This window comes from Micromonospora sp. MP36 (assembly GCF_008119785.1).
Lineage (GTDB): Bacteria > Actinomycetota > Actinomycetes > Mycobacteriales > Micromonosporaceae > Micromonospora.
Genome location: NZ_VSFA01000002.1, coordinates 192,996 through 218,080, shown reverse-complemented (window position 1 = coordinate 218,080; position 25,085 = coordinate 192,996). Strand labels below are relative to the sequence as shown.

General features: G+C 73.4%; 22 protein-coding genes. 15 read left to right on the top strand and 7 right to left on the bottom strand.

Going from position 1 to position 25,085, the window contains the following annotated elements:
• Positions 1-5 precede the first annotated feature (5 nt).
• From FXF52_RS04125 to FXF52_RS04115, 3 genes are all read left to right on the top strand, one after another.
• Positions 6-506, top strand: a complete 501-nt coding sequence (locus FXF52_RS04125) for a cation:proton antiporter regulatory subunit (protein ID WP_148793887.1) — start codon at positions 6-8, stop codon at positions 504-506.
• 5 nt (positions 507-511) lie between these two features.
• Positions 512-1,720, top strand: a complete 1,209-nt coding sequence (locus FXF52_RS04120; protein WP_148793886.1) for a cation:proton antiporter — start codon at positions 512-514, stop codon at positions 1,718-1,720.
• Between the two features lie 171 nt (positions 1,721-1,891).
• Positions 1,892-2,320 (top strand): hypothetical protein, encoded by a 429-nt coding sequence (locus FXF52_RS04115; protein ID WP_148793885.1) that lies wholly within the window; start codon positions 1,892-1,894, stop codon positions 2,318-2,320.
• Between the two features lie 122 nt (positions 2,321-2,442).
• On the opposite strand, the gene FXF52_RS04110 is transcribed toward FXF52_RS04115, so the two are convergent.
• The 5 genes from FXF52_RS04110 to dnaK form a co-directional block, all read right to left on the bottom strand.
• A complete protein-coding gene (locus FXF52_RS04110; protein ID WP_148793884.1) occupies positions 2,443-2,649 on the bottom strand; it encodes a hypothetical protein in 207 nt (68 codons plus the stop codon).
• Between the two features lie 272 nt (positions 2,650-2,921).
• A complete protein-coding gene (locus tag FXF52_RS04105) occupies positions 2,922-3,362 on the bottom strand; it encodes a heat shock protein transcriptional repressor HspR (RefSeq protein WP_148793883.1) in 441 nt (146 codons plus the stop codon).
• 28 nt (positions 3,363-3,390) lie between these two features.
• Complete coding sequence (gene dnaJ, locus FXF52_RS04100; RefSeq protein ID WP_148793882.1) at positions 3,391-4,572, bottom strand: molecular chaperone DnaJ; 1,182 nt, start codon at positions 4,570-4,572, stop codon at positions 3,391-3,393.
• A 79-nt stretch (positions 4,573-4,651) separates the two neighbouring features.
• Positions 4,652-5,413: a nucleotide exchange factor GrpE gene (grpE, locus tag FXF52_RS04095; RefSeq protein WP_148793881.1), complete on the bottom strand. Its 762-nt coding sequence runs from the start codon at positions 5,411-5,413 to the stop codon at positions 4,652-4,654.
• 48 nt (positions 5,414-5,461) lie between these two features.
• Entirely contained in the window at positions 5,462-7,330 is a 1,869-nt protein-coding gene (gene dnaK, locus FXF52_RS04090; protein ID WP_148793880.1) for a molecular chaperone DnaK, read from the bottom strand.
• Between the two features lie 219 nt (positions 7,331-7,549).
• Here dnaK and FXF52_RS04085 point away from each other — a divergent pair, with 219 nt between their 5' ends.
• The 3 genes from FXF52_RS04085 (at position 7,550) to FXF52_RS04075 (ending at position 12,424) form a co-directional block, all read left to right on the top strand.
• Entirely contained in the window at positions 7,550-9,388 is a 1,839-nt protein-coding gene (locus tag FXF52_RS04085) for an ABC transporter (protein WP_148793879.1), read from the top strand.
• Between the two features lie 100 nt (positions 9,389-9,488).
• A complete protein-coding gene (locus FXF52_RS04080) occupies positions 9,489-11,147 on the top strand; it encodes a GTPase (RefSeq protein WP_187413328.1) in 1,659 nt (552 codons plus the stop codon).
• A gap of 53 nt (positions 11,148-11,200) precedes the next feature.
• Positions 11,201-12,424: a hypothetical protein gene (locus FXF52_RS04075; protein ID WP_148793877.1), complete on the top strand. Its 1,224-nt coding sequence runs from the start codon at positions 11,201-11,203 to the stop codon at positions 12,422-12,424.
• Between the two features lie 85 nt (positions 12,425-12,509).
• On the opposite strand, the gene FXF52_RS41480 is transcribed toward FXF52_RS04075, so the two are convergent.
• Positions 12,510-13,235: a hypothetical protein gene (locus tag FXF52_RS41480; RefSeq protein WP_187413318.1), complete on the bottom strand. Its 726-nt coding sequence runs from the start codon at positions 13,233-13,235 to the stop codon at positions 12,510-12,512.
• Positions 13,236-13,723: 488 nt separating this feature from the next.
• Between FXF52_RS41480 and pdhA the strand changes: the two genes are divergently transcribed.
• The 9 genes from pdhA (at position 13,724) to FXF52_RS41470 (ending at position 23,201) form a co-directional block, all read left to right on the top strand.
• Complete coding sequence (pdhA, locus tag FXF52_RS04065; protein WP_148793875.1) at positions 13,724-14,902, top strand: pyruvate dehydrogenase (acetyl-transferring) E1 component subunit alpha; 1,179 nt, start codon at positions 13,724-13,726, stop codon at positions 14,900-14,902.
• Positions 14,902-15,891, top strand: coding sequence for an alpha-ketoacid dehydrogenase subunit beta (locus FXF52_RS04060; protein ID WP_148793874.1), 990 nt, complete (start codon positions 14,902-14,904; stop codon positions 15,889-15,891). Before pdhA ends, FXF52_RS04060 begins: the two co-directional genes overlap by 1 nt.
• Positions 15,892-15,896: 5 nt before the next feature.
• Positions 15,897-17,372 carry a dihydrolipoamide acetyltransferase family protein gene (locus FXF52_RS04055; protein WP_148794062.1) on the top strand — a complete coding sequence of 492 codons (1,476 nt, stop codon included), beginning with the start codon at positions 15,897-15,899 and terminating at the stop codon, positions 17,370-17,372.
• Between the two features lie 223 nt (positions 17,373-17,595).
• Positions 17,596-17,733 (top strand): hypothetical protein, encoded by a 138-nt coding sequence (locus FXF52_RS41475; protein ID WP_187413317.1) that lies wholly within the window; start codon positions 17,596-17,598, stop codon positions 17,731-17,733.
• A 351-nt stretch (positions 17,734-18,084) separates the two neighbouring features.
• Complete coding sequence (locus FXF52_RS04050; RefSeq protein ID WP_148793873.1) at positions 18,085-20,673, top strand: hypothetical protein; 2,589 nt, start codon at positions 18,085-18,087, stop codon at positions 20,671-20,673.
• Between the two features lie 119 nt (positions 20,674-20,792).
• Positions 20,793-20,924 (top strand): hypothetical protein, encoded by a 132-nt coding sequence (locus tag FXF52_RS42850; protein WP_255471726.1) that lies wholly within the window; start codon positions 20,793-20,795, stop codon positions 20,922-20,924.
• Between the two features lie 25 nt (positions 20,925-20,949).
• The gene (locus tag FXF52_RS04045; RefSeq protein WP_148793872.1) at positions 20,950-22,677 is read left to right on the top strand and encodes a recombinase family protein; all 1,728 of its coding nucleotides are present in this window, start codon (positions 20,950-20,952) and stop codon (positions 22,675-22,677) included.
• Between the two features lie 81 nt (positions 22,678-22,758).
• Positions 22,759-23,055: a hypothetical protein gene (locus tag FXF52_RS04040; protein WP_148793871.1), complete on the top strand. Its 297-nt coding sequence runs from the start codon at positions 22,759-22,761 to the stop codon at positions 23,053-23,055.
• On the top strand, positions 23,052-23,201 hold the full coding sequence (locus FXF52_RS41470) for a hypothetical protein (RefSeq protein ID WP_187413316.1): 150 nt from the start codon (positions 23,052-23,054) through the stop codon (positions 23,199-23,201). Before FXF52_RS04040 ends, FXF52_RS41470 begins: the two co-directional genes overlap by 4 nt.
• Before the next feature lie 1,113 nt (positions 23,202-24,314).
• Here FXF52_RS41470 and FXF52_RS41465 read toward each other — a convergent pair.
• Complete coding sequence (locus tag FXF52_RS41465) at positions 24,315-24,488, bottom strand: hypothetical protein (RefSeq protein ID WP_187413315.1); 174 nt, start codon at positions 24,486-24,488, stop codon at positions 24,315-24,317.
• Between the last annotated feature and the right edge of the window lie 597 nt (positions 24,489-25,085).

The window sequence follows — 25,085 nt, the reverse complement described above, 5'->3', positions numbered from 1 at the left end:
CCTGGGTGCGAGTACGTGTCGAACAGACTGCCCTACCGGGGATCGGCGTACGTCACGACTTGGTGACGGAATCGGGCCGCCGGGTCGGCGTGGTCTCCCACCGCAATGGCCGCCGGGACCTGGTCCTCTACGACCCGGACGATCCCGACTCCTGTCAGGCGGACATCCCGCTGACCGACGACGAGGCGGAGGCGCTCGCCGACATCCTCGGCGCGTCGCTGATGCTCGGCCAGCTCTCCGGGCTGCGCGAGCAGGCCGCGGGGCTGCTCACCGAGCAGATCGCCATCACGGCCGGCTCGAAGTACGTCAACAAGCGGCTGGGCGACACGAAGGCGCGTACCCGCACCGGCGCCTCCATCGTGGCGGTGCTGCGGGACGGCGAGGTCATCGTCTCGCCGGACCCCACCTTCCGCTTCGCGGCCGGTGACGTCGTGGTCGTGGTGGGCACCCGCCAGGGCCTCGACGGGGTGAGCGCGATTCTCGCCGACACCGACCCGGACGGCTGACGCGGATGCACGAAACCACAACTCTGCTCGTCGAGGTCGGCGCGCTGCTGCTCCTGCTCGGCCTGCTCGGCCGGCTCAGCCGCCGGTTCGGCGTCTCGCCCATCCCCCTCTACCTGCTCGCCGGGCTCGCCTTCGGCCACGGCGGCCTGCTGCCGCTCAACGCCAGCGAGGAGTTCTTCGCCGTCGGCGCGGAGATCGGCGTGATCCTGCTGCTGGTCATGCTCGGCCTGGAATACAGCGCCAACGAGCTGGTGGGCAACCTCCGCTCGGCGGCCCCGGCCGGCCTGATCGACGCGGTGCTCAACGCGCTGCCCGGCTTCGCCTTCGCACTGCTGCTCGGCTGGGGCTGGATCGCCGCGGTGGTGCTCGCCGGCGTCACCTGGGTCTCCTCGTCCGGCGTGATCGCCAAGGTGCTCGGCGACCTCGGCCGGGTCGGTAACCGGGAGACCCCGGTGATCCTCTCCGTCCTGGTCATCGAAGACCTGGCGATGGCCCTCTACCTGCCGCTGCTCACCGCGCTGCTCGCCGGCGTCGGCCTGGTCAAGGGCGGTGTGGCGCTCGCCGTCGCGGTGCTCACGGTGGTCGCCGTGCTGTTCGTCGCCATCCGGTACGGCCACCTGATCTCCTCGGCGCTCTCCGCGAAGGATCCCGAGGCGCTGCTGCTCGGGGTGCTCGGCCTGACCCTGCTGGTCGCCGGCGTCGCGGCCAAGCTCCAGGTGTCCGCGGCGGTCGGGGCGTTCCTGGTCGGCATCGCCCTCTCCGGCCCGGTGGCACACCACGCGACCGAGCTGCTCTCCCCGCTGCGGGATCTGTTCGCCGCGGTCTTCTTCGTGTTCTTCGGGCTGGTCACCAACCCGTTGGACATGCCCCCGGTGCTGCTGCCGGCGCTGGGGCTGGCCGTGGTCACCATGGGGACGAAGCTGCTCACCGGCTGGCTGGCCGCCCGGCGGGCCGGGATCGCCGAGCCCGGTCGCTGGCGGGCCGGCTTCGCGCTCACCCCGCGCGGCGAGTTCTCCATCGTCATCGCCGGGCTCGCCGTCGCCGCCGCGCACCCGGTCGAACCCAAGCTGGCGGCGCTCGCCACCGCGTACGTGCTGATCACCGTGGTGACCGGGCCGATGCTGGCCCGGCTGCCCGACCTGCCCTGGTTCAAGCGCTGGCTGCGCCAGCGCACCGCCGCCCGGCGACCCGTCCCGGTGGCGGCACCCGACTGACCTGGTCGGGCCGGGTCGACCGTACGGTGGACCCGGCCCGGCCAACGGTTGCCGAATTGCTTCCGGGAAGGCCTACCGCCGGTGCGCGGAACCGCGTTACCGTGTCGCCCCAGCAGCCAGCGTCCGCGGGTGGCCGGATGCCCCCCGCCAGCGGAAACGGAAGGTTGGCCGGTGAGCGTGCAGGAGTCGACGTTCCACGGCTTCGCCAACCCCGTAGATCCCTCGCCGGCCGAGCTGCGGGCGTGGGCGTACCACCCCGACTCCGTACCGCTGACCTCCATGCCCCCGGACTGGGACCTGCTGGTCGCCGGTGACCACCTGGTGCAGACGCTCTTCGAACTGGCCATGGACACGGCCTGCCCGGCCCGCCGGTTCGCCCTGCACTGCCTCTACATCTACGCCGCCGACGGCATCCGGACGAACTTCCGGGCCCACCCCAAGCGCCGCTTCCGCAAGCTCGTCGAGCAGGCCGAGCGGACCGGGGACGAGCTGATGCGCAACTGGGCGCACAACAGCCGGGTGCTGCTCGCCCGGCCGGACCTCTTCGTCTACCGCGACTGGTGCGAGGGCGGCCTGGTGCGGGAGAACCGCCGGCTCTAGTTGGTCTGGTCGGGTGTGGCCCCGCCGTGCCTCGCGGCGGCACCGCGTCCCGGCCCGCACGACATGTGACGGCGAACGGGCCGGGACCCCCCGTGGGTCCCGGCCCGTTCGTCGACGGATCGTCATGTCGATCCGCCCTGCTTCTTGCGCCGCTCGTCGGCTCTGGCCCGGTCGACGCCGTGGTCCAACTGGTCGGCGAAGCGACCTTCTTTGATCTTGTCAGTGAAGCTGCCCTGGGCGACCCGATCGAACCGTTCGCGGATGTTCGCGGCCACCTTCTCCAGCCGGTCCTCCGCCTCCTGCGCCACCTTCTTCGCCGATTCCGTCATGGCTCCCCCTGCCAAGTTCGGAGTCCGGATTGAGTTGGTTGGGCCTGATTCACAGCTTAGCGGGCCACCCAGCTTCCGCAGCCCGTTTCCTCAACCCCGCGACCGCGGGTGGAACGCCATGGAGGTCTCCGGCCCGCTGAGACGTACATGGTGTTCCACCGACGGCGCGGCGGGCCGTGGCGCGCCGAGAATGGGGGCCAGATACGGCAAGAGCCGGCGCGGCCCGGTCGGGGCACGCGCCGGCCCGCGTCGGTGGGCGGCAGAGGGTGGGATCAGCGGTCGCCGGTGCGGCGCGGCCGCCAGACGACCAGCGCCGTCGAGGTGCGGTTGGTGGGCACGAGGTCGCCGCGGGAGAACCGGCCCAGCGACTCCAGCTCGGCGATCCGGCGGTACGCGGCGTCCAGCTCCGCCTCCAGCCGGGCCAACCGCTGCTGGGCCTCCTCCAGCAGCCGTTCCAGGCCGATGATCCGCTTGACCCCGGCCAGGTTGATGCCGTCGTCCTGGCTGAGTCGCTGCACCTCGCGGAGCAGCACCACGTCCCGGACGCTGTACCGGCGACCGCCGCCGGCCGCCCGGCCGGCCTGCACGAGGCCCAGCCGGTCGTACTGGCGCAGGGTCTGCGGGTGCATCCCCGCCATCCGCGCCGCGACCGAGATCATCAGGACCTTGGCCTCGTAGGCAGGGTCACCCGAGCCGACGAACTCCTGTGACATCCCCGCTCACCTCCGCTGCCTTGACCGGTCAACTGAATCGACGCACCCGGGCGTCGAGATGTTCCCGCGCGGCCGGCGGGGTCTGTGCCGCGAACGCCTCCAGCGCCGCCCGCGCCTCGTCCGACACCTTCGCCGGGACCACCACGTCGAGGGTGACCAGCAGGTCACCGGTGCGGCCGTCCTTGCGTACGACGCCCTTGCCCCGAGCCCGCAGCACCCGCCCGCTCGGAGTACCCGGCGGCACCCGCAGGGTCACCGTCCCGTCCAGGGTCGGTACGCGCAGGTCGGTGCCGAGCACCGCCTCCGCGAACGTGATCGGCACGGTCAGGGTCAGGTCGTCCCCGGTGCGCCCGAACAGCTCGTCCGGGCGGACCTTCACGTGGACGAACAGGTCACCCGCCGGGCCGCCGCGCTCGCCGGGTTCGCCCCGCCCGGCCAGCCGGATGCGCTGGCCGTCGGCCACCCCGGCGGGAAAGCGCACGTTCAGCGTGCGGGTCTTGGTGACCCCGCCCGTGCCGTGGCACTCCGGGCACTTCTCCTCGACGATGGTGCCGACGCCCTGACAGTTGCGGCACGGCTCGGAGAAGCTGAACGACCCCTGGTTGCGGGTGGTCACCCCGGCGCCGTGGCAGACCGGGCAGGCCACCGGCTGGGTGCCCGGCTTCGCGCCGTTGCCGTGGCAGGTGTCGCAGACCCCGGGAGCGCGCAGCGTCAGCGGCAGCGTGACGCCGCGTACGGCGTCCTCGAAGTCGAGCGCCACCTCGGCCTCGACGTCCCGGCCACGCGCCGGGCCGCGCGCGCGGGCCGCACCGCCACCGCCACCCGAGAAGATCGAGCTGAACAGGTCGGTGAACCCGCCGCCACCGAACCGGGTGTCGGCGCCGCCGGCCGCCCCGCCGAACAGGTCGGAGACGTCGAACGGCATGCCGCCCGGCTGGCCCCCGCCGCGGGCGTTGCGGCGGAACGCGCCGGAGCCGAACAGCGACCGCATCTCGTCGTACTCGCGGCGCTTCTTCTCGTCGCCGAGCACGGCGTACGCCTCGGAGACGGCCTTGAACCGCTCCTCGGCCTTCGGGTCACCGGGGTTGTGGTCCGGGTGCGACTCCCGGGCCAGCTTCCGGTACGACTTCTTGATCTCGTCTGAGGAGGCGGACTTCTCCACGCCCAGCGCGGCGTAGTAGTCCTTCTCGATCCAGTCCTTGGAACTCACCCGTCCACCCCCTTCCACGGGACGTACCCCGGTCGTCCCGCCCGCCCGGTGCGGGCGGGCGGGACGTCACGGGTCGGCACTACTCCGGATCGGCGACCGCGACCAGGGCCGGCCGCAGCAGCCGCTCGCCGAGCTGGTAGCCCCGGCGCATGACCTGCACGCAGGTCGGCTCGGTCACGTCGGCGGAGGTCTGGTGGGCCACCGCCTCGTGCCGGGTCGGGTCGAACGGGTCGCCCTGCTCGCCGAACGCGGTCAGGCCGAACTTGCCCAGCGTGGTGATGAGCTGCTCGGCCACCGAGCCGAACCCGCCCACCAGGTCGCCGTGCTCGCGGGCCCGGTCCAGGTCGTCGAGGATCGGCAGCAGCGCGGTCAGCACCGAGCCGGTCGCCTGCTCCTGGACCAGGCTGCGGTCCCGGTCGACCCGCTTGCGGTAGTTGGCGTACTCGGCCGTCACCCGCTGCAGGTCCCTGGTCCGCTCGTCCAGCTCGGCCCGGAGCGCCTCCAGCTCGGCGCCGAGCGGGCCGCCCGCCTTGACGACCTCCTCGGCCTCCTCGGTCGGCTCGGCCGGCGCGTCGACCACCGGCGGTCCGGAGACCGGCGCCTCGGTCTCGATCTCGTCGACCACGACCTCGGTCTCCTCGACCAGCCCTTCGGCGGGCGCGTCGGCCGCGGCGTCCGCGGCCGCAGCGTCGGCCGCGGGCTGCTCGGTGGTCTTGCCAATCTTGCGCTTGTCTCGGATGACGATCCGCGGCTCGTCGCCGGCGCCCTGCCCGGCGGTCGCCGAGCCACCCGGCGCCGACCCGGTGGAGCCCGGGTCGGCCGCTCGTGGCTTCTCCGTCATGCGGCTACCTCATCCTTCTGCCGTGCGTACGTGTCCGGGACGGAAAGGTCACTTCTTGTCCTCGTCCACGATCTCCGCGTCGACCACGTCGTCGGCGCCGCCGGCCTGCGCGCCACCGGCCTGCGGGCCACCCGTCGCACCGGCGCCCGGCCCGGCCGCGCCCGGCGCACCCTGCTCGCCCTGCTGCTGCGAGTAGAGCAGCGAACCGGCCTGCTGGGAGACCTGGGCCAGCCGCTCGTGGGCCGCCTTGATCTTGTCGATGTCCTGGCCGCCGAGCGCACTGCGCAGCTCGCCGAGGGCCTCGTTGAGCTGGTCCCGGTTCTCGCTGGGCAGCTTGTCGCCGCTCTCGGCGAGGAACTTCTCGGTCTGCCACTGGAGCGCCTCGGCCAGGTTGCGGGTCTCCGCCTCGTCGCGGCGCCGCTTGTCCTCGTCGGCGTGCTCCTCGGCGTCCCGGCGCATCCGCTCGATGTCGTCCTTCGGCAGCGACGAGCCGCCGGTGATCGTCATCTTCTGTTCCTTGCCGGTGCCCAGGTCCTTGGCGTGCACGTTGACGATGCCGTTGGCGTCGATGTCGAAGGTGACCTCGATCTGCGGCACGCCGCGCGGCGCCGGCGGGAGGCCGGTCAGCTCGAAGGTGCCGAGCTTCTTGTTGTAGGCCGCGATCTCCCGCTCGCCCTGGAACACCTGGATCAGCACCGACGGCTGGTTGTCGTCCGCCGTGGTGAAGACCTCGGAGCGCTTGGTCGGGATGGTGGTGTTGCGCTCGATGAGCTTGGTGAAGATCCCGCCCTTGGTCTCGATGCCCAGGCTCAGCGGGGTCACGTCGAGCAGCAGGACGTCCTTGACCTCGCCCTTGAGCACACCGGCCTGCAGGGCGGCGCCGACGGCGACGACCTCGTCCGGGTTGACGCCCTTGTTCGGGTCGCGGCCCGTGAGCTGCTTGACCAGGTCGGTCACGGCCGGCATCCGGGTCGAGCCGCCGACCAGGATGACGTGGTCGACGTCGGAGATCTTGATCCCGGCGTCCTTCACGGCCTGCTCGAACGGGCCCTTGCAACGGTCCAGCAGGTCCTGCGTCATGCGCTGGAACTCGGCGCGGCTCAGAGTCACGTCGAGGTGCAGCGGGCCGGCCGAGCCGGCGGTGATGTACGGCAGGTTGATGTTGCTGGTGGTGGCGGCGGACAGCTCGATCTTGGCCTTCTCGGCCGCCTCCTTGAGCCGCTGCATGGCCATCTTGTCCTGGGACAGGTCGATGCCGTGCTCGCCGCGGAAGGTCTTCACCAGGTGGTCGATGATCCGCTGGTCCCAGTCGTCGCCACCGAGGTGGTTGTCACCGCTGGTCGACTTGACCTCGATGACCCCCTCGGCCAGCTCCAGCAGCGACACGTCGAAGGTGCCGCCACCCAGGTCGAAGACCAGGACGGTCTGCTCCTTGGAGCCCTTGTCGAGCCCGTACGCCAGGGCAGCCGCAGTCGGCTCGTTCACGATCCGCAGCACGTTGAAGCCGGCGATCTCACCGGCCTCCTTGGTGGCCTGGCGCTGCCCGTCGTTGAAGTACGCGGGGACGGTGATCACCGCGTCGGTGATCTGCTCGCCCAGGTACGCCTCGGCGTCCCGCTTCAGCTTCATCAGCGTGCGGGCCGAGATCTCCTGCGGGGTGTACTTCTTGCCGTCGATGTCGACGGTCCAGTTGGTGCCGATCTCCCGCTTGACGGAGCGGATGGTCCGGTCGGGGTTGGTCACCGCCTGGCGCTTGGCGACCTCACCGACGAGCACCTCCCCGTTGCGGGCGAACGCGACGATCGAGGGGGTCGTCCGCGAGCCCTCAGCGTTGGCGATGACGGTGGGCTCACCGCCCTCGAGAACGCTGACGCAGGAGTTCGTCGTGCCGAGGTCGATGCCGACCGCACGTGCCATGTTCGCTTCCTCGCTTCGTAACGGTGAGCAGGTCAGGGGCCTTGCCCCCGAGCTGCCCGGCGGGTCGCCCGCAGCGACCGCACCACAAGTTGAGTGGACCGGACTCAATAGTGCCACGCGGCCGGCAAACCGCAAGTCGAGGTTGAGTCGACCCGACGCAACCTGACCGTTATTACCGTCCGGTTGTCTTCCCTTGCGTCGGTCGGGCACGCTTTAGCGGTGACGACGCATGGCGATTCCGCCACCCATTCCGGCGCGCCCGCCGTCGCAGCCCGCTCCGGATCCGACGCCGGGGAGGACCGGCCCGCCACCAGCGCGGAGGGCCTGCCCGCCGCGCTCGCCGGCCTGCGGGCCGCGATCGGGGTGGCGCGGTTTCCGCTCACCCTGCCCTCGGCGGAGCCGGCCGGGCGCGCCGCCGCCGGCCTCACCAACCAGCTCGACGACTATCTGCTGCCCCGGCTCGCCCGCCTCGACGCCCCGCTGCTGGTGGTGGTCGGCGGCTCGACCGGCGCCGGCAAGTCGACCCTGGTCAACAGCCTCGTCCAGGCGCGGGTGAGCGCCGCCGGGGTGCTCCGGCCCACCACCCGCTCGCCGGTGCTGGTCTGCAACCCGGCCGACGCCGCCTGGTTCCGCCGGGGCGACCTGCTGCCGGGCCTGACCAGGACCAACGAGCCGAGCGAGCACCCGGGCACCCTGCACCTGGTCACCGCGCCCGCGCTCCCGGCCGGGCTGGCCTTCCTCGACGCGCCCGACATCGACTCGGTGGTCGACGCCAACCGGGCGCTCGCCGGGCAACTCCTGGCCGCCGCCGACCTCTGGCTCTTCGTCACCACCGCCGCCCGCTACGCCGACGCCGTCCCCTGGGAGCTGCTGCGCAGCGCCCGGGCCCGGGGCACGGTGATCGCGATGGTTCTCGACCGGGTGCCGCCGGAGGCGGCCGACGAGATCGCCGCCCACCTGTCGGAGATGCTCGCCGCCCAGGACCTGGGCGCCGCGCCGCTCTTCGTGCTGCCCGAGACCTGGGTCGACGGCCAGGGGCTACTCCCCGACAAGGTCACCGCCCCGCTGAGCGCCTGGTTCGCCCGGCTCGCCGCGGACGCCGAGGCCCGCTCCGCCGTGGTCCGGCAGACCCTGGACGGCGCGCTGGCCGCCCTGCACCCCGCCGTCGACGGGCTGGCCGACGCCGCCGACGAGCAGGTGGCCGCCGCCGACGCGCTGGACGAGCGGGTACGGGCGGCGTACCGGGGAGCGGAGCGGACCGTCGCGGAGGGGCTCCGGGACGGCCGGCTGCTCCGCGGCGAGGTGTTGGCCCGCTGGCAGGAGTTCGTCGGCACGGGCGAGTTCTTCCGCACCCTGGAAGCCCGGGTCAGCGGACTGCGCGACCGGGTGGTCGGCGCGTTCACCGGGCGTCCGGCCCCCGCCGCCGAGCTACGGACGGCCATCGAGTCCCAGCTCGTGACGCTGCTGCGCGGGGTGGCCGCCGAGGCGGCGGAGCACGCGTACACCGGGTGGAAGGCGCACCCGGCCGGGGCGGCGCTGCTCGAACCGGAACTCGCCCGCGCCTCCGACGACCTGCCCGAGCGCGCCGAGCGGCTGGTCCGCGACTGGCAGCGCGGGGTGCTGGAGCTGGTCCGCACCGAGGGCGGGGACCGCCGCTTCGTGGCCCGCACCGCCGCGTACGCGGTCAACGCCACCGGGCTGGCGGTCATGATCGGGGTCTTCGCCTCCACCGCCTTCATCCCGACCGGGCTGGAGGTCGCCACCGGCGCCGGCACCGCGGTCGCCGGGCAGGCGGTGCTGCAGGCGATCTTCGGGGACCAGGCGGTCCGGAACCTGGCGACCAAGGCCCGGGAGGACCTGCTCGACCGGATCGGCACGCTGCTGGCCGAGGAGGCGGCCCGCTTCCTCGCCCGCACCGAGGCGGCCCGCCCGGCCGCCGAGACCGGTGCCGACCTGCGCCGGGCCGCCAACGAGGTGGAGAAGGCCCGGCACCGCAGCGGCCTGACCCGTACAGACGGGCCGGTGCTGCCCGCCGTCGACCAGGATGGCCGCCGGTGACCACGCCGACGGGAGGCCGGGCCGGGGACCGGGCGAGACGCCGCGTGGCCAGGCGGGCCGGAGACGAAGGTGGGCCGAGGTGAGCAACATCGTCGATCGGATGCGCGAGGCGTTCCGGGGTGACCAGCGGGTCGACCCGGACGTCCTGGTCGCGCGCCTGCAGGCGGTCCAGCGCTTCCTCCAGGCGGTGGACGGCCAGGTGCCCGACATCCAACTGGTCACCGCGCACACCGTGGTCGAGCGGGCCGGCACCCGGCTCGCCCTGTCCGGGCACCACACCGTGGTCGCCCTGGCCGGGGCGACCGGCAGCGGCAAGTCGAGCCTGTTCAACGCCCTCGCCCGGCTGGACCTCTCGCCGGTCGGCGTACGCCGGCCGACCACCGGGGTGGCGCACGCCTGCGTCTGGGGGCCGCCGGACGGCGCGTCCCGGCTGCTCGACTGGATCGGGGTGCTGCCCCGGCACCGGTTCGTCCGGGAGAGCGCCCTCGACGGCGACGACGAGTCGGCCCTGCACGGGCTGGTCCTGCTGGACCTGCCCGACTTCGACTCGGTGCAGCCCGCCCACCGGCTGGAGGTGGACCGGCTGCTCGGCCTGGTCGACCTGGTCGTCTGGGTGGTCGACCCGCAGAAGTACGCGGACCGCGTGATCCACACCAGCTACCTGCGCGAGTTCCACCGGCACCGGGACGTGACCGTGGTCGTGCTCAACCAGGCCGACCGGCTGCCCCCGGCCGAGCTGCCGAAGGTGCTGGGCGACCTGCGCCGGCTGCTCGACGCCGACGGGCTGGCCGGAGTGCCGCTGCTGCCGACCGTGGCGGTGGACCCGGCCGGGCTGGACGGGCTGCGCGCCGAACTGGAGAAGACGGTCGCCGAACGGCAGGCCGCCCTGCGCCGGCTGGCCGGCGACGTGGACGCCGTGGTGGCCGGGCTGGCGGAGCTGGTCGGGCCGGAGCCGCCGCGTACCGGCCCGGACGGCCCGGCGGCTGAGGAGCTGACCGCGGCGCTGGCCGGGGCGGCCGGCGTGCCGACCGTGGCCGAGGCGGTCGAGGCGGCGTACCGGCATCGGGCCGGGGGCGCGACCGGCTGGCCGCTGGTCCGCGGCTGGCGGAGACTCCGGCCGGACCCGCTGCGCCGGCTGCACCTGCCCGGCGGGGATCCCGACGCGCCGGCGGAGAGTCTTGTCGCGGCGACCTCCGTACCCGATGCCACGGCCGCGCAGCGGTCGGCGCTCAACCTGGCCATCCGCGCGGTGGTGGACCGCTCCGCCGCCGACCTGCCGGCACCCTGGCCGGCCGCGGTGACCACGGCGGCCCGGTCCCGCCTGGCCGACCTGCCGGACGCGTTGGACCACGCGGTGGCCGCCACCGACCTGGGGATGACCCGGCGCCCGACCTGGTGGCGGGTGGTCGGCGGCCTGCAGTGGCTGGTCACCCTCGCCGCGCTGGCCGGGCTGGGGTGGCTGGTGCTGGGTTACGCGCTGCGCGCGCTGGGCCTGCCGGCGCTGCAACCTCCGAGGCTCGGCGAGGTGCCCTGGCCGACCGTGCTGCTCCTCGGCGGCCTGCTCGCCGGGCTGCTGGTGGCGGCGCTGAGCCGGCCGGTGATCCGGTGGGCTGCCGGACGCGCCCGGCGGCGGGCCGAGGAGCGGCTGCTGATCTCGGTGGGCCGGATCGGCGAGAAGTACGTGCTGGACCCGGTCTGGGCGGTGCTGGGCCGCTACGCCGAGGCCCGGCAGGCACTGGAGGACGCCGCGCGACGGTGAGCCCGGGCGCGCTGGACGGTGCCCGGAGCGGCCGACCGGCGTAGGGTCGATGCATGGCCACGCCACAGACCCCCTACGAGGCGGTGCTGCACGCCGCTCGCGACGTGACGAGGCTCGACTCCGCCCTCGACGCGGAGATGCTCGGCGCCGCGCTGCTGGGCAGCGTCTACGCCGTCGCCGAGACCGACCGGGAGGCCGCCGTCCGCGAGTTCGTGGCCGGCTTCCTGGCCGCCACGTCCCGCCGCCGCAGCGCCGCCGCCACCACCATCCGCGCCGTCTTCGCCACGCTGGTGCCGGAGGCCGAGGGCGCCGCCCGGATCCGCCCCGGCGCATACTCCCCGGCCTGGGCCGGGCAGCTCGGGCGGGTGCACCTCACCGGCACCTGGGCGTACGGGGACGTGTACGGCGACCAGACCTCCTACCTGGCCACCTTCGCCTACGACGACGCCGAGGGCGGCCCGGAGCACGCCCTGGTGGCCCTGGTCGACCACAACATCGGCATCACCAAGGACGTCTTCGTCGGCGGTCCCGCCGGGCGGATCGTCGAGCAGGCCCGGCAGATCTGTACCGAGGACGAGTTCACCTGGTTCCGCACCGAGGACCCGGCCCGGATGCACGCGGAGGTGACCCGCCACCTCGCGGTCACCGACGACCTCGGGGAACTGCCCGCCCAGGGCTCCCTGGCCACCGACCGGGCGCTGGTCGGCGCGCGGTTGGCCGTCCTGCCGGGCCGGGCCGGGACAGCCGGTGCCGGGGACGTCCCGCCGGCCACGGACGCGGAGCGGACCCGGCTGGTCCGGGCCTTCCTCGCCGCGCCGGAGGCCGCCCGGTTCGGCCTGGACGCGGTGGCCGACGCGGAGCTGGCCTCGCTGCACTTCTGCCTGGGCCTGCTGCTCGACCACGCGGCCAGCTTCCCGGACGCCGACCCGCTGCGGTGGAGCCCGGCGGTGGCCGAGCTGTTCCTGCTGGACTGGGTGCACCGGCGGGCCGTGCTGGACATGGACGACGCGGCGATGCTGCCCCGGGTGCTGCGCGGCTGGGCGGCGTACGCGGCCCGCCAGCGCGGCCTGCCGGCGGCGGCGGCCCGGCGGACGGACGAGGCGATCGAGGAGATGGTCCCGGAGTTCGCCCGGCTCTACAGCACCGGCGAGCGGCGCAGCCCCGCCACTGCGGCGGTCGCCCAGCTCATGGCGGATGGTGTCGACCCCGACGATCCGGCCGCCCTGGACGCCTGGATCGAGGCGAACCGGCACCGCCTCACCGACGACCCGGCCTGACCCGGCTCCCGCCACGTCGGGCCCGACCGATCAGCCACGTCGGGCCCGGCCGATCACCGACGTGCCCGCCCCACGATGCGCGCGGCTACGCCCTGCACGGGCTCTGGTCGGCGGCCGGTGCGGTGGTGCTCGGGCCCGGATCGGGGGTGGGGCGGGGGTTCGGCAGGGACGTCTCCTCGGGCGGCGCGGTGGGCGGCGCCGGAGAGGCGTCCGGTGTCGTGGTCGCGCTGGGCTCCGCGCTCGGGGTGGTCGGTGGATCGGTGGCCGGCCCGGAGAAGGTGCTGGTCGGCTCGGCCGTGGGGCTCGGTGTCGGATCCGGCGTGGCCGGGTCGGAGGGCGACGGCGAGGGCGAGGGGCGCGGCGAGACGGTCGGCGTGGGCCGGGTGGGTGGCGGTTTCGGTGCGGCCGGCTGGGGCCGCCGGCGCGAGCCGAGGTCGCTGTCGTCGCGCAGCGCCGGGGTGCCGGCCGGGTGCGCCGGCAGGCTGGTGGCGTCGGCCACGGGCGTCCGGCTGGGGAGGACCGGGGGCTGGGTGCCCTCGGGCAGCGGGATGACCACCGGGCCGACCGAGGGGGTCGGGATGAACGCGGTGCTGCTGTCCGGAAGGGCGCTGTTGCCCACGGTCGCCGACCCGGCGCTGATCGCGGCCAGGATCGGCATGGACGCGGTGCCGGCGAGCAACGCGACGGTGAAGAGGTAGCCCCGGCTCGGGGTGCCCAGGCCGTGCGCGCGGTGCGCTCCGACCACCCGGCGGTATCCCGCCCGGTGGCTCCCGAGGAGCGGAGCCCCGGGACCCTCTGCTGGCTCGGACACCCACCCACTCCTCGTACGTCGACCCGGCGGCACGCTCGTCCAAGCGGGGACAAAAGGCCACCAAATGCCCCACCAGAAACACCAGTCAGCTTGGACCAGCCACACTCAGTTCACCAGGCATCACCGCGTGTCGACACACCTCGTGTCCGTCGCCCGGTGCAGGTTCTGCGCGACAAAAAACCCATGCGTCGCGAACCAGACGGAACTTCACCGCCAGGGGAGGCCGTACTGTGGGCCGACTCACCTCCTCTGCAATCATTCAGGCACGACGGCAACGCAGCCGCCACCTCCGCGCACCTCGCGGCGGGTGCGGAACGGCGCCGGCGCTCCCGGGTCGGGTTCCTCCACGGACCCGGCTCACGCCGCGCGGCAACCCTCACCGGGGCTAGGCGCGGCCGCCAGGACCAGCCCGGCTCGAGCCGGGCGGCGCATGATGTGCGGCGGCACGGGTCACCCCCGGCGCCGGCAGACCAGACAGGGAGAGACGGATGGCAAAGGGCGACCCCGGGGTCACCAGCCGCGGCCGGCGGGCCGCACCCCGTTCCAAGCGTGCCGCCGTAGCAGGCGAGCCGGAACTCGTACAGCTGCTCACGCCCGAGGGCGAGCGGATCGAGAGCGCACTCGGCCCGGACGGGACCGAGTACCGCGTGGACTTCACCGACGAGGAGTACCGCGGGCTCTACCGCGACCTCGTGCTGGTCCGCAAGCTCGACGCCGAGGCCACCGCGCTGCAGCGCCAGGGCGAGCTGGGCCTCTGGGCCAGCCTGCTGGGCCAGGAGGCGGCGCAGGTCGGCTCCGGCCGCGCGCTGCGCGCACAGGACATGGCCTTCCCGACCTACCGGGAGCACGGCGTCCTCTACTGCCGCGGCATCGACCCGATCATGCCGCTCGGCCTGTTCCGCGGCGTCGACCAGGGCGGCTGGGACCCGAACGAGTTCAAGTTCAACATGTACACGATCGTCATCGGGGCGCAGACCCTGCACGCGACCGGGTACGCCATGGGTGTCGCCATGGACGGCAAGACCGGCAGCGACGACGGCGAGGCGGTGATCGCGTACTTCGGTGACGGCGCCACCAGCCAGGGCGACGTCAACGAGGCGTTCGTCTGGGCCAGCGTCTTCAACACCCCGCTGGTCTTCTTCTGCCAGAACAACCAGTACGCCATCTCCGAGCCGCTGGAGCGGCAGACCCGCGTCCCGCTCTACCAGCGGGCGGGCGGCTTCGGCTTCCCCGGAGTCCGGGTGGACGGCAACGACGTGCTCGCGTCGTACGCGGTGACGCGGCACGCGCTGGACAACGCGCGGCACGGCCAGGGCCCGAGCCTGATCGAGGCCTACACCTACCGGATGGGGGCGCACACCACCTCCGACGACCCGACCCGCTACCGAATCGCCAGCGAGGTCGAGGCCTGGCAGGCCAAGGACCCGATCGCCCGGATGAAGGCGTTCCTGACCAGGCAGCAGCTCGCCGACGAGTCGTTCTTCGCCGAGGTGGACGAGCAGGCTCGTGCCGAGTCGGTGCACCTGCGCGAGCGGGTGCTCGCCATGCCCAACCCGGAGCCGGTGACCATGTTCGACCACGTCTACCCCAACGGCTCGCCGGAGCTCGACGAGCAGCGGGCCCAGTTCACCAAGTACCTGGAGTCGTTCGAGGGGAGCGCGCACTGATGGCCACGGAGACGCTCACCCTCGGCAAGGCCCTCAACGCCGGCCTGCGCAAGGCCCTGGAGCACGACCCGAAGGTCGTGATCATGGGCGAGGACGTCGGCAAGCTCGGCGGCGTCTTCCGGATCACCGACGGCCTGCAGAAGGACTTCGGCGACCAGCGGGTGATCGACACCCCGCTCGCCGAGTCCGGCATCATCGGCACCGCGGTCGGCCTGGCCATCCGCGGCTTCCGCCCGGTCTGCGAGATCCAGTTCGACGGCTTCGTCTACCCGGCGTACGACCAGATCGTGTCGCAGGTGGCGAAGATGCACTACCGCTCGCAGGGAAAGGTCCGGATCCCGATGGTCATCCGGATCCCGTACGGCGGTGGCATCGGCGCGGTCGAGCACCACTCGGAGTCGCCCGAGGCGTACTTCGCGCACACCGCCGGCCTGAAGGTGGTGACCTGCGCGAGCCCGCAGGACGCGTACTCGATGATCCAGCAGGCGATCGCCTCGGACGACCCGATCGTCTTCCTGGAGCCGAAGCGGCGCTACTGGGAGAAGGGCCAGGTCGAGCTGGACGGCCCGCTGGCCGACGCGTACCCGCTGCACGCCGCCCGGGTCGCCCGGCCGGGCACCGACGCCACCGTGCTGGCGTACGGCCCGATGGTGCGGACCGCCCTCGACGCGGCCACCGCCGCCGCCGAGGACGGCCGGGAGCTGGAGGTCATCGACCTGCGCTCGCTCTCCCCGCTGGACCTGACCGCCGCGTACGAGTCGGTGAAGCGCACCGGCCGGTGCGTGGTCGTCCACGAGGCCCCGGGCAACCTGGGCCTCGGCGCCGAGATCGCGGCCCGGATCACCGAGGAGTGCTTCTACTCCCTGGAGTCCCCGGTGCTGCGGGTCACCGGCTTCGACACCCCCTACCCGGCCGCCCGGGTGGAGGAGGAGTACCTCCCCGACCTCGACCGGGTGCTCGACGCCGTCGACCGCACCTTCGGCTGGTGAGCGGCATGTCGCGGATCAAGGAGTTCAACCTCCCCGACCTGGGTGAGGGCCTGACCGAGGGCGAGATCCTCGCCTGGCTGGTCAAGGTGGGCGACGTCATCGAGCTGAACCAGCCGATCGTCGAGGTGGAGACCGCCAAGGCGGCGGTCGAGATCCCGGCGAAGTGGGCCGGCCAGGTGCAGGCGATCTTCCACCCGGAGGGCGCCACCGTCGAGGTCGGCACCCCGATCATCGCGATCGACACCGACCCGGGCGCCGGGCCGATCGAGGAGTCGACGACCGGGGCACCGGCCGCCGGCCTGCCCACCCCGTCGGCGGCGTCGCTGGCCGCCGTCGAGATCGCGCCCGAGGAGGGCATGGTCGAGCCGGGCCTGATCGGCGGAGTGGCACCGGGCGGGCGTACCGCCGTGCTGGTCGGCTACGGCCCGCGGAACGCGCCGGCCAAGCGGCGCCCGCGCAAGGGGGCCATCCCGGCCCAGGCCGGGCCCGCGCCGGCTGCCTCGGCGCCCGCGCCTGTGGCGCAGACGCCCGCGCCGGTCGCTCCGGCGCCGGCCGCCCCGGCCGCGCCGGCGGTCAACGGCACCGGCCGGTCCGGTGGCCCGGTGCTGGCCAAGCCGCCGGTGCGCAAGCTGGCCAAGGACCTGGGCATCGACCTGACCGCGCTGACCGGCTCGGGCCCGCTGGGCTCGATCACCCGGGAGGACGTACAGCGGGCGGCGTCGGCCCCGGCGGCGGCCGAGCCGCTGGCGGCCGCGGCCCCGGCGGCCGCGAGCTTCGGCGCCGACCGCGAGCAGCGCATCCCGGTCAAGGGGGTACGCAAGCTCACCGCGGAGAACATGTCCCGCTCGGCGTTCACCGCGCCGCACGTCACCGAGTTCCTGACCGTCGACGTGACCCGCGCGATGAAGGCCCTGGACCGGCTCCGCGAGCGGCGCGAGTGGCGGGAGGTCCGCATCTCGCCGCTGCTGCTGGTCGCCAAGGCGGTGCTGCTGGCGGTCAAGCGCCACCCGATGGTCAACTCGACCTGGGCCGGCGACGAGATCGTGGTGAAGGACTACGTCAACCTGGGCATCGCGGCGGCCACCGAGCGCGGCCTGATCGTGCCGAACGTCAAGGACGCCGGCCGGCTCTCGCTGCGCGAGCTGGCGGACGCGCTGACCGAGCTGGTGCAGACGGCGAAGGCCGGCCGCACCTCCCCGGCCGACATGTCCGGCGGCACACTGACCATCACCAACGTCGGCGTCTTCGGCGTCGACACCGGTACGCCGATCCTGCCCCCGGGCGAGTCGGCGATCCTCGCCTTCGGCGCCGTACGGGAGCTGCCGTGGGTGCACAAGGGCAAGGTCAAGCCGCGCCTGGTCACCACGCTGGGCCTCTCCTTCGATCACCGGATCATCGACGGTGAGCTGGGCTCGAAGTTCCTCCGCGACATCGGGGACTTCCTGGCCGATCCGGAGGCGGCGCTGCTCGCCTGGACCTGATGGTCCGCTGCACCAGGCAACGGCCGGTGTGCCACGGGTGAACGCCCGGCACACCGGCCGTTGCCGTTGGGAGACCAAATCATCGGCCCGGGATGGGCTCCAACCTACGATCCTTCGGTACGTGGCTCAGCTCACCTAATAATCGATGGAAGCTGGCGGCGTTATGCGGTTCAATAGAGACATCAAGGGGCTGACAACCGAATAGCCAGGAGGAGAGACCCAGATGAGCATGATCGAGCGAATCCGCACCCGCCGCGACGCCAACCGCCGCGCCCGCGCCATCGAGCAGGCGCTGCGCTCCGCCAACTCCCCCGCGGTCCGCGAGGAGCTCCTCGCCATCGCCCAGCGTCACATGAGCTGACGCTCCAACTACTTTCCTCACCTCCTCCAGTTCGAAGACCCGCCCGGTCACCCGGGCGGGTCTTCGGCGTTTCACGTCGATTGACACCGGGATTCCACCTCGCCGCACCGCCCGGTACGGTGGGGCTCGGTCGCCACCCCGCCCGCCGCCGGACCGATCGCACCGACAGAAACCGATCGACAAAGTCCGGTCACGGTGAGTGACGACCGGTGCTCCCCCCGGGCGCCTCCCGGCGGCCACCCGATACGGTGCGGGGAGCCCGCCCGGCCGGTACTTGCCGGCGACGCCGGCAACCGTGCCGACGGTCCCGATCGGCATCGGTGGCCGACATGTGATGGAGGAGGCGTTCCCATGACGTCCGAGGCCCCGAACCGCCCTGGCCAGGAGCCGGGCGAGACGTCGTCGGGCGCCGGCGGACCGGCGCCGTACGGCGACCGCCCGGCGCAGCAGGACAACGGGTACCGCGGCGCTCCCGACCTCGGCTGGGCCCCGCCCCCGCCAGCCGGTCACCCCGCCCCGTCCGCCCCCGCCTGGGGTGCGCCGGACGACCAGCCCCCCGCCTGGACGCCACCCGGCGGCCAGACCGCCGGCCGAGCCACCGCGCAGGTGCCGCCGCCGGCTGAGGGTTGGGGTGGCCCCGCACAACCCGCCTGGGCAGCCCAGGAACAGGGCGCGCCCGCCTGGGCCGCCGGCCCACCGGCTCCGCCCACGGAGCAGCCGCCGGCCGCCTGGGGTGCCGGCCCGTCGAGCGCTTCCGCCGAGCCGGGCCCACCCGCCTGGGGGGCCACGCCGGGCGGCCCCGCCTGGGCCGCCGCTCCGCCGGCCGGCACGCACGGCGAGCAGCCGGCCTGGGCGCAGTCCGGTGACGGGGGCGCCCGCGGCGCCGCCTCGGTCCCCGCGCCCGCCACCCCGCCGCACGAGGCATGGGCCACCGGACCGCAGGGCGACGACCCCGCACGCTCGGACGGCTGGCCCGCCGCGGCCGGCCCGCAGGACGACCGCGCCGGCGGCTGGGCCGCCGGGACCGCCGCCCAGCAGCACGACGACCCGAACCGCTCGGGTGGCTGGGGCGCGGCCCCGCAGGAGGAGCAGCCGGCCTGGGGCCAGCAGGGCGAGCAGGCCGCGCCCGCCTGGGCACCCGCCGAGCCGGCCGCGCGCGCCGCCGCCAAGGTCTCCGTATCCGGGGCGCAGGCCGACAACGCCTGGCCGGCCCAGGACGACCCGGTCCGCTCGGGCGGCTGGGAGACCGGGGCGGCCACCCCGCACCACGACGACCCGGACCGCTCCGGCGGCTGGGCCGCGGGGCGGGCGGCCGAGGCCGGCCAGCAGCCCGGCTGGGGCTCCGCCGCCGTCCCGACGCCCGGCGACCGGCCGGATTCCGGGGCCTGGCCGTCGGCGGAGGCCCCGGCCCGGGCCAGCGCCTCGGTCACGCCCCCCGACTCGCCGTCCGCCTGGGGCGGCAACCAGGACAACCCCGCTCCGTGGACCCCGGAGCAGCCGGCCATCCCGGACGCCCAACCGTGGGCGCCGGGTGAGGCGTGGGGCCGGGCCACCGAGACCCAGCCCGGGGAGCCGCCGATCTACCAGCCGGCCCCGGGCCCGGGCATCTCCCCGGCCAACGCCGTACCGCTGCCGCCGCAGGAGCAGCGCGTACCGGGTGCGGCGCTGGCCGCGTCGCCACCCGGCGACTACCTGCCGCCCGCGCAGTTCGCCCCGGCCGACCGGGACCCGTACGAGCCGGAGCAGTCGGGCGGCTGGGGTGCACCGGAGCCGCCGCACAACGATCCGCAGTCGCCGGCCGGGCCGATGGTCCCGGGCCCGCGTACCTCGCCGGAGGCGGGCGGCCACGTCTCCGCCAGCGCCTCGGTGCCGGTGGCCAGCCGGGTGACGCCCCCGGCCGACCAGGCGCTGCACACCGGCGGCGTACCGGCCCCGCAGCCCCGGGTGTACGGCCGGCCCAGCCGCCCGGAGCCGGAGGACGCCCCGGGGTCGGACGACTTCCCGGAGCCGGGCCCGCGCTTCGACGAGCACGGCCCGCAGTCGCGGACGGACGAGCCGGACCGCCCGAACGGCTTCGCCGAGGCGCCCCCGGTGCCGTTCGGCCCGCCGTCCTCGCCCGCCGGCCCGCCGCCGTTCCCGCCCGGCATGCCGTCCTTCAGCAACCCGTCCGGCAATACCCGCCCCGTCAACGGGGTGCACCCGCAGAGCGACGAGCACAGCGGCGGCGCACAGGACCTGTACGGCGGCCCCGGCGGTCACCACGACCCGTTCGGCGGCACCGGCCCGAGTGATCCGTTCGGCGGCCCCGGCGGTCAGCACGACCCGTTCGGCGGCACCCCTGGAGGTCCCGGCGGTTCGCACGACCCGTACGGCGGGCAGTTCAGCGGCCCAGGCGACCCGTACGGCGCGCCGGGTGGCGGCCGCGCGGCGGTCGCCGTACCCGGGTCGGGGCCGATGGGCGAGCCGGGACCGGGCGGTTTCCCGCCCCCGTTCCCGCCGCCGCCCCAGCAGGCGCCGCCAGCCTGGCAGCCGGGCCCGGCCAACCAGCCGGACCAGGGCCGCTTCGACGCGTTCAAGCCGGAGGCCGAGCCGCAGACCGAGGCGCCCACGCCAAAGGTACGCAACGGCAGGGTGCTGGCCGTCGTGCTCATCGTGGCGGTGCTGATCCTGGCCATCCCGCTCGGCACGCTCAAGCTGCTCGGCAAGCTCGGCGGCGACAACGAGCCGGCTGCGTTCAACCCGGCCGTGGGCTCCTGCGTCAAGCAGGCCGGCACCAACGGCGTGGCGGCCGTCGACTGCGGCGAGCAGGGCGCTTTCAAGGTCCTCGCGAAGGTCGACGCCAAGGAGAAGTGCGGCGACCCGGCACAGCCGCACGTGGTGCTCCCCGGCGACGGGGCGGACCGGGTGCTCTGCCTGAAGCCGGCCGCGGCCGGTCAGTAACAGTTCCCGACGGCGGGGTCACGGATTGTCCGTGACCCCGCCGTCGTCCGTTCCGGATGTGATCCACCCCGCGCCGGGTGCCGGCCGGATCGCGGCCCCCGGTCCGGCAGACTGAACGCATGAGCGCACGAGTACGGGCACCTGAGCTGCGTGGCCGGGGCTGGCTGAACACCGGCGGGAAGGCCATCACCCTGGCCGACCTGCGCGGCAAGATCGTTCTGCTCGATTTCGGGACGCCTCTTACGGTCTAACTAACTCGTTGCTAGCGTCCTCGGCATGCAACCCGCCGAGGTCCCCGACCCGTCCCGATGCTGCGCCCTCTACCTGCGCCGCTCTCACCGCAACGCCGAAGGCGACGCCCGCAACGGCCGTTCACTCGCCGAGCAGGAAGCCGAGCTTCGCGAGCTGGCCGCCCGCCTCGGTCTCGTCGTTCTCTATGTCTTCGTTGAGCGGGAAGGGACCGGCGCGTCCCGCTTCTCTATGAAGGCCCGTCCCGAGTGGACAAAGGCGCTCGAATCGCTTCGGGTCGGCGACCGCTTCCGGACGCTCCTCGCCTGGTCGCTTGACCGCGCTGACCGTCGTGGCGCGGTCGAGATCGGCCGGCTTCTGGACGAGCACGCCGACGGCTCGCGACGGATCGTCGGGGCGGACGGCACTGACACCAGCGACCCCCGCCGCCGGCTAGAGCTGATCATCCGCGCCGAGATCGCGCGTGAAGAGGTCGAGAACCTGTCGCGCCGGGTCAGTCGTACGAAGAAGTTCCGTCGTGCCGAGGGCCGCTGGCTCGGCGGCCCCCCGCCGTTTGGCCTGCGGATCGAAGACGGCCAGCTCGCCCACGACCCCGAGACCTACCCGACCGCTCGCCGGATCGCCGATGAGCTTCTGACTGGGTCGACGATCTGGGCGACCGTGAAGGGCCTGAACGAAGACGGCATCCCCTCGCCGCGCGGCAAGTCCTGGGGCGTGGGCACGGTCGCGGCTCTCGTCCGCTCGCCAGGCTGGGCGGGTCTCCAGTCCATCCGAAAGCGAACGGCTTCCGGCCGATGGCGGCACACGGCCGAGCTGTACCGCGACGAGCGCGGCCAGACGGTCAGCGTGGGCGAGGGCGTGATCACGCCTGCCGAGCGAGCGCGCATCCTGCACGCCATCGGCGACAGGTCGGCGACCATGATCCAGCACGGGCGCTTCGTCAGCCGAGGCGACCGCCGCTCAGCGACGATCCTCGCCGATGCTCTTCGCTGCCCGTACTGCGATGGCCGCTCGGCGCAGAGCGGGGCCGCCGACCGGAAGGTCTACCGCTGCGGCAGCTACGGGAACGGCCGAACCTGCGACGGCTTCACCGTTCCGATGGCGGAAACCGACGAGGCAGTCTCGCTGGCCTTTCTCTGGAGGCTCGCCACGCTGGAGCCGGGCGACCCGCTTCTAGAGGCCGTGGCGGATGCTTGGACCGCCCGGGTCGCTCACGACGACATCGAGGCCCGAGACGCGGCTCAGGATGTCCTAGACGAGGCCCGCGCCGACCTCGCCCGGGTGCGTCGGCTGGTCGCGGCCGGCACGTTCACCGAAGAGGACGCCGCCGAGGTCATGCCCGAGCTGCGGGCGAAGGTCAAAGCCGCCGAAGACGCCCTCGCCCGCATCCCCGTTCCCGAGGCTGATATTTCGCCTCTCCTGGATCTCGCCCAAAGCGTCCCGGCCTTCTTCGATCTCCCAGAAGCCGAACGCCGGGCCCTCCTCGGGCTCGCCATCGCCGAGGTCCGGCCCACCCGCGCCGGAACGCGGGGGGTCCGCTTCAAGGCGTCCGAGCGGCTTCTGATCGTGTGGGCCGACGGGACCACCTCGCACCCGGCCGACCTACCAGACAAGACGACCGAGAAGGTCTGCGCCCTGCTCGCCGAAAACCCCGCGATCACTGTCGAGGCGGTAGCCGAGGCAATCGGCCGGAAGCCCCGGACCGCCCGGCGCTACCTCGAATCGGCGCGATCGCTACTCCCCGCCGCGCACTGACTCATCCAACCCAATAAGACAGGCCCCGGCCTAGCGATTCCGCCGCTGACCAGGGCCCTAGACGGAAACGGAGCTTCCGCCATGACCCCCAACCCTACCCGCCTGTACCTCGCCGCCGCCGCTCACAGCGCCGCCGAGCTGGCCGCCGCGACTGCCGCCCTGCTCGCCGCAGGCTTCCTAGTGACCTCGGCGACCGTCGCCGACACGATCGACCCAGACGACCTGGTCTCGGTCGTCGCTGACGACCTGAACGCCGTCGCCTCTGCGGACGCCCTGGTGACCGTCGGCGACTGCGCGGCGCTGTTCGAGCCGGTCACGGCCGAGCTGTACGGCGTGCCGATCGCGACCCTCGCCGAGGCGCTGGCGGTGACCCGGTGACCCGCCCGCAGCGTTCCGCGCTACGCGCCGCATCCTACGACCCGGCCGGCATGGTCTACGCCGGAACGATCTCCCCGGCCACGCTCGCCGCGCTCGCCCGGCACGGTCTGGTGACCATGTCCGCGCTGGCACGGTCGCCACGCTGACCGACGCGGGCCGGGCTGCGACCCGGCGGACCGCCCGGCGGCCGTAGCGCCGCCCGAGGCCGCCCAGGCGACCGCCTCGCCGCAGCCCGTAGCTCGCCCGGTTCCGCCCGCGCTGACGCCCCTGCCAACGGGCGAGGACAAGACCCCCGCCACAATCGCCCAGGCGGACCGCCGCGCTGGCACATCTGATGGCTGACTAGGCAAAACCGGGGGCGACAGCACCGCCGCCCCCGGCCGCCAGTCTTCCGCAGAGGGGAAAGAAATCCCCCCCTCTGCGTTGACTCATTCCTTCAGAGACCTACACTCGAGGATGTAACGCGTTGTAAAGCGCTCCGCGATACACCCTGTTACAAGGGCCAGTCGCCTAGGGCCTGGAAACTCATGGCGACGGCTTGTAGTCGCTGGCGTGGGTTCGCCTACCCGATGGGTTAGGCGGGCCCACCCCGCGTGAAGTCGGTCAAGATGCTGACCAGCTTCAGCGCCCAGTACGTCACTTGCAGCAAAATCGCTGCCCCTGTCCCCCTGCTCTGCCACTTGCTTGAGCTGGCTTGCAGGATTTGGGGCCTCCCTAGGCCCTGGGGCTTCCTCCTCCGGCTCGACTTGATCACCTCCCTTCGGTCTCTCGTGCGCCCCGCTTGGGGCACTGATGACCACAGTGGAGTGGAAGCGATTCCTCGCCGCCGGAGCGAGCCTAGCCCGCGTGGGCGTCATAGCCGTGGCACCCGATTCTGGACGCCCTCCTCTGCACGACTCGCGATCGTCGCCTTCCTCTGCCAGGCCCTGGTAGTCGGACCCAACCTGTAGGCGACTTACGCCCTGATCCCTGCTACATCCATTGCAGACGGTAAGGGACGCGAGGTCAAGTTGGCCGTCGCTGGCTGCGCGTCATCATCTCTACGCATTAGGCCTCGACGGGTAGTTAGCTCCGCCGATGCCAGTCAGTGCCAGACTGCGGCGGACAAACGCTCACACCTCGTCATGGTTTGACTGTTTGTGCGAATCATGGCGGCTGCGCCCGCTCGACCTCGCTCAGCATCGGCTGAACCTCTGCGACCGCCCTCGCAGCGAAGGTGGGGCCAATCGGCGACGCGCTCGAACGGCCCGACAGGGTCGCTACCGCCGGAAGCGGAACAGCTCGGCCAGCGCGCGCAGGACGGCCGGCAGCTTGTCCGGGGGCACCCTGAACAGCGCGACCAACGCGACGATGAGACGTGGCACGGCGTAGATCAGCCCGACGGCGACCAGTGCCCACGGCCCGGCAGTGAGGAACGGCTCGAATACAGGCACGGCGAAGCAACCCCCTTGGGGTCAACCTCGCGGCGGCCAAGGCACGCGAGTCAGGTTCGCCGATCCCGGTCAGGCATGAAGTTCTACGGGAAGCGTACCCCGGGCGCGGCACCTACTCGGCGACGCGCGCCCAGGTCGGCGCGCCAAGGCGTATGTGTTGGATGCTGCCGACCCCGGGCAACAGCAAGAACCCGCGCCGGCAACGGGAACAGATCGCGAGCGCCGAGTGGGCAACATCGCCCGGACGGCGCGGGAGCGGAACCGCACGCGGCGGCCACCGCCCTGGCACGAGCGGGCCGTCTGCTGGCTGATCGGGGCGATTCATTGCGCCTCGCCCGGCAGGCGTCCATAACCAGACCTGACCGCCCTCAGCGGCGTACAGGACGGCGATCGTGGTGTGTGGCTTGGAACAGTCACACGTCAGCCGGTCAAGCTCCCGGTACTGATCCGGGTTGGCCTTGATTGCGGCGGCCTGTTCCTCGAAGGGGTCCACACTCCCGACTCTCTCATTCACGAGCCACGTGGCCGGGCCGCTGCGTCCTCTAGCCCCAGTCCGTCTCGGCACGCTGTCTTCTCGTTGCAAGACATGCCGGGGCC

Coding starts and splice junctions, on each gene's coding strand:
- FXF52_RS04120 (WP_148793886.1), top strand. CDS start 512: ATGCACGAAACCACAACTCTGCTCGTCGAGGTCGGCGCGCTGCTGCTC.
- FXF52_RS04075 (WP_148793877.1), top strand. CDS start 11,201: ATGGCCACGCCACAGACCCCCTACGAGGCGGTGCTGCACGCCGCTCGC.
- FXF52_RS41475 (WP_187413317.1), top strand. CDS start 17,596: ATGAGCATGATCGAGCGAATCCGCACCCGCCGCGACGCCAACCGCCGC.
- FXF52_RS04080 (WP_187413328.1), top strand. CDS start 9,489: ATGCGCGAGGCGTTCCGGGGTGACCAGCGGGTCGACCCGGACGTCCTG.
- FXF52_RS04060 (WP_148793874.1), top strand. CDS start 14,902: ATGGCCACGGAGACGCTCACCCTCGGCAAGGCCCTCAACGCCGGCCTG.
- pdhA (WP_148793875.1), top strand. CDS start 13,724: ATGGCAAAGGGCGACCCCGGGGTCACCAGCCGCGGCCGGCGGGCCGCA.
- FXF52_RS04110 (WP_148793884.1), bottom strand. CDS start 2,649: ATGACGGAATCGGCGAAGAAGGTGGCGCAGGAGGCGGAGGACCGGCTG.
- FXF52_RS04040 (WP_148793871.1), top strand. CDS start 22,759: ATGACCCCCAACCCTACCCGCCTGTACCTCGCCGCCGCCGCTCACAGC.
- FXF52_RS04045 (WP_148793872.1), top strand. CDS start 20,950: ATGCAACCCGCCGAGGTCCCCGACCCGTCCCGATGCTGCGCCCTCTAC.
- FXF52_RS42850 (WP_255471726.1), top strand. CDS start 20,793: ATGAGCGCACGAGTACGGGCACCTGAGCTGCGTGGCCGGGGCTGGCTG.
- grpE (WP_148793881.1), bottom strand. CDS start 5,413: ATGACGGAGAAGCCACGAGCGGCCGACCCGGGCTCCACCGGGTCGGCG.
- FXF52_RS04050 (WP_148793873.1), top strand. CDS start 18,085: ATGACGTCCGAGGCCCCGAACCGCCCTGGCCAGGAGCCGGGCGAGACG.
- FXF52_RS04105 (WP_148793883.1), bottom strand. CDS start 3,362: ATGTCACAGGAGTTCGTCGGCTCGGGTGACCCTGCCTACGAGGCCAAG.
- FXF52_RS04055 (WP_148794062.1), top strand. CDS start 15,897: ATGTCGCGGATCAAGGAGTTCAACCTCCCCGACCTGGGTGAGGGCCTG.
- dnaK (WP_148793880.1), bottom strand. CDS start 7,330: ATGGCACGTGCGGTCGGCATCGACCTCGGCACGACGAACTCCTGCGTC.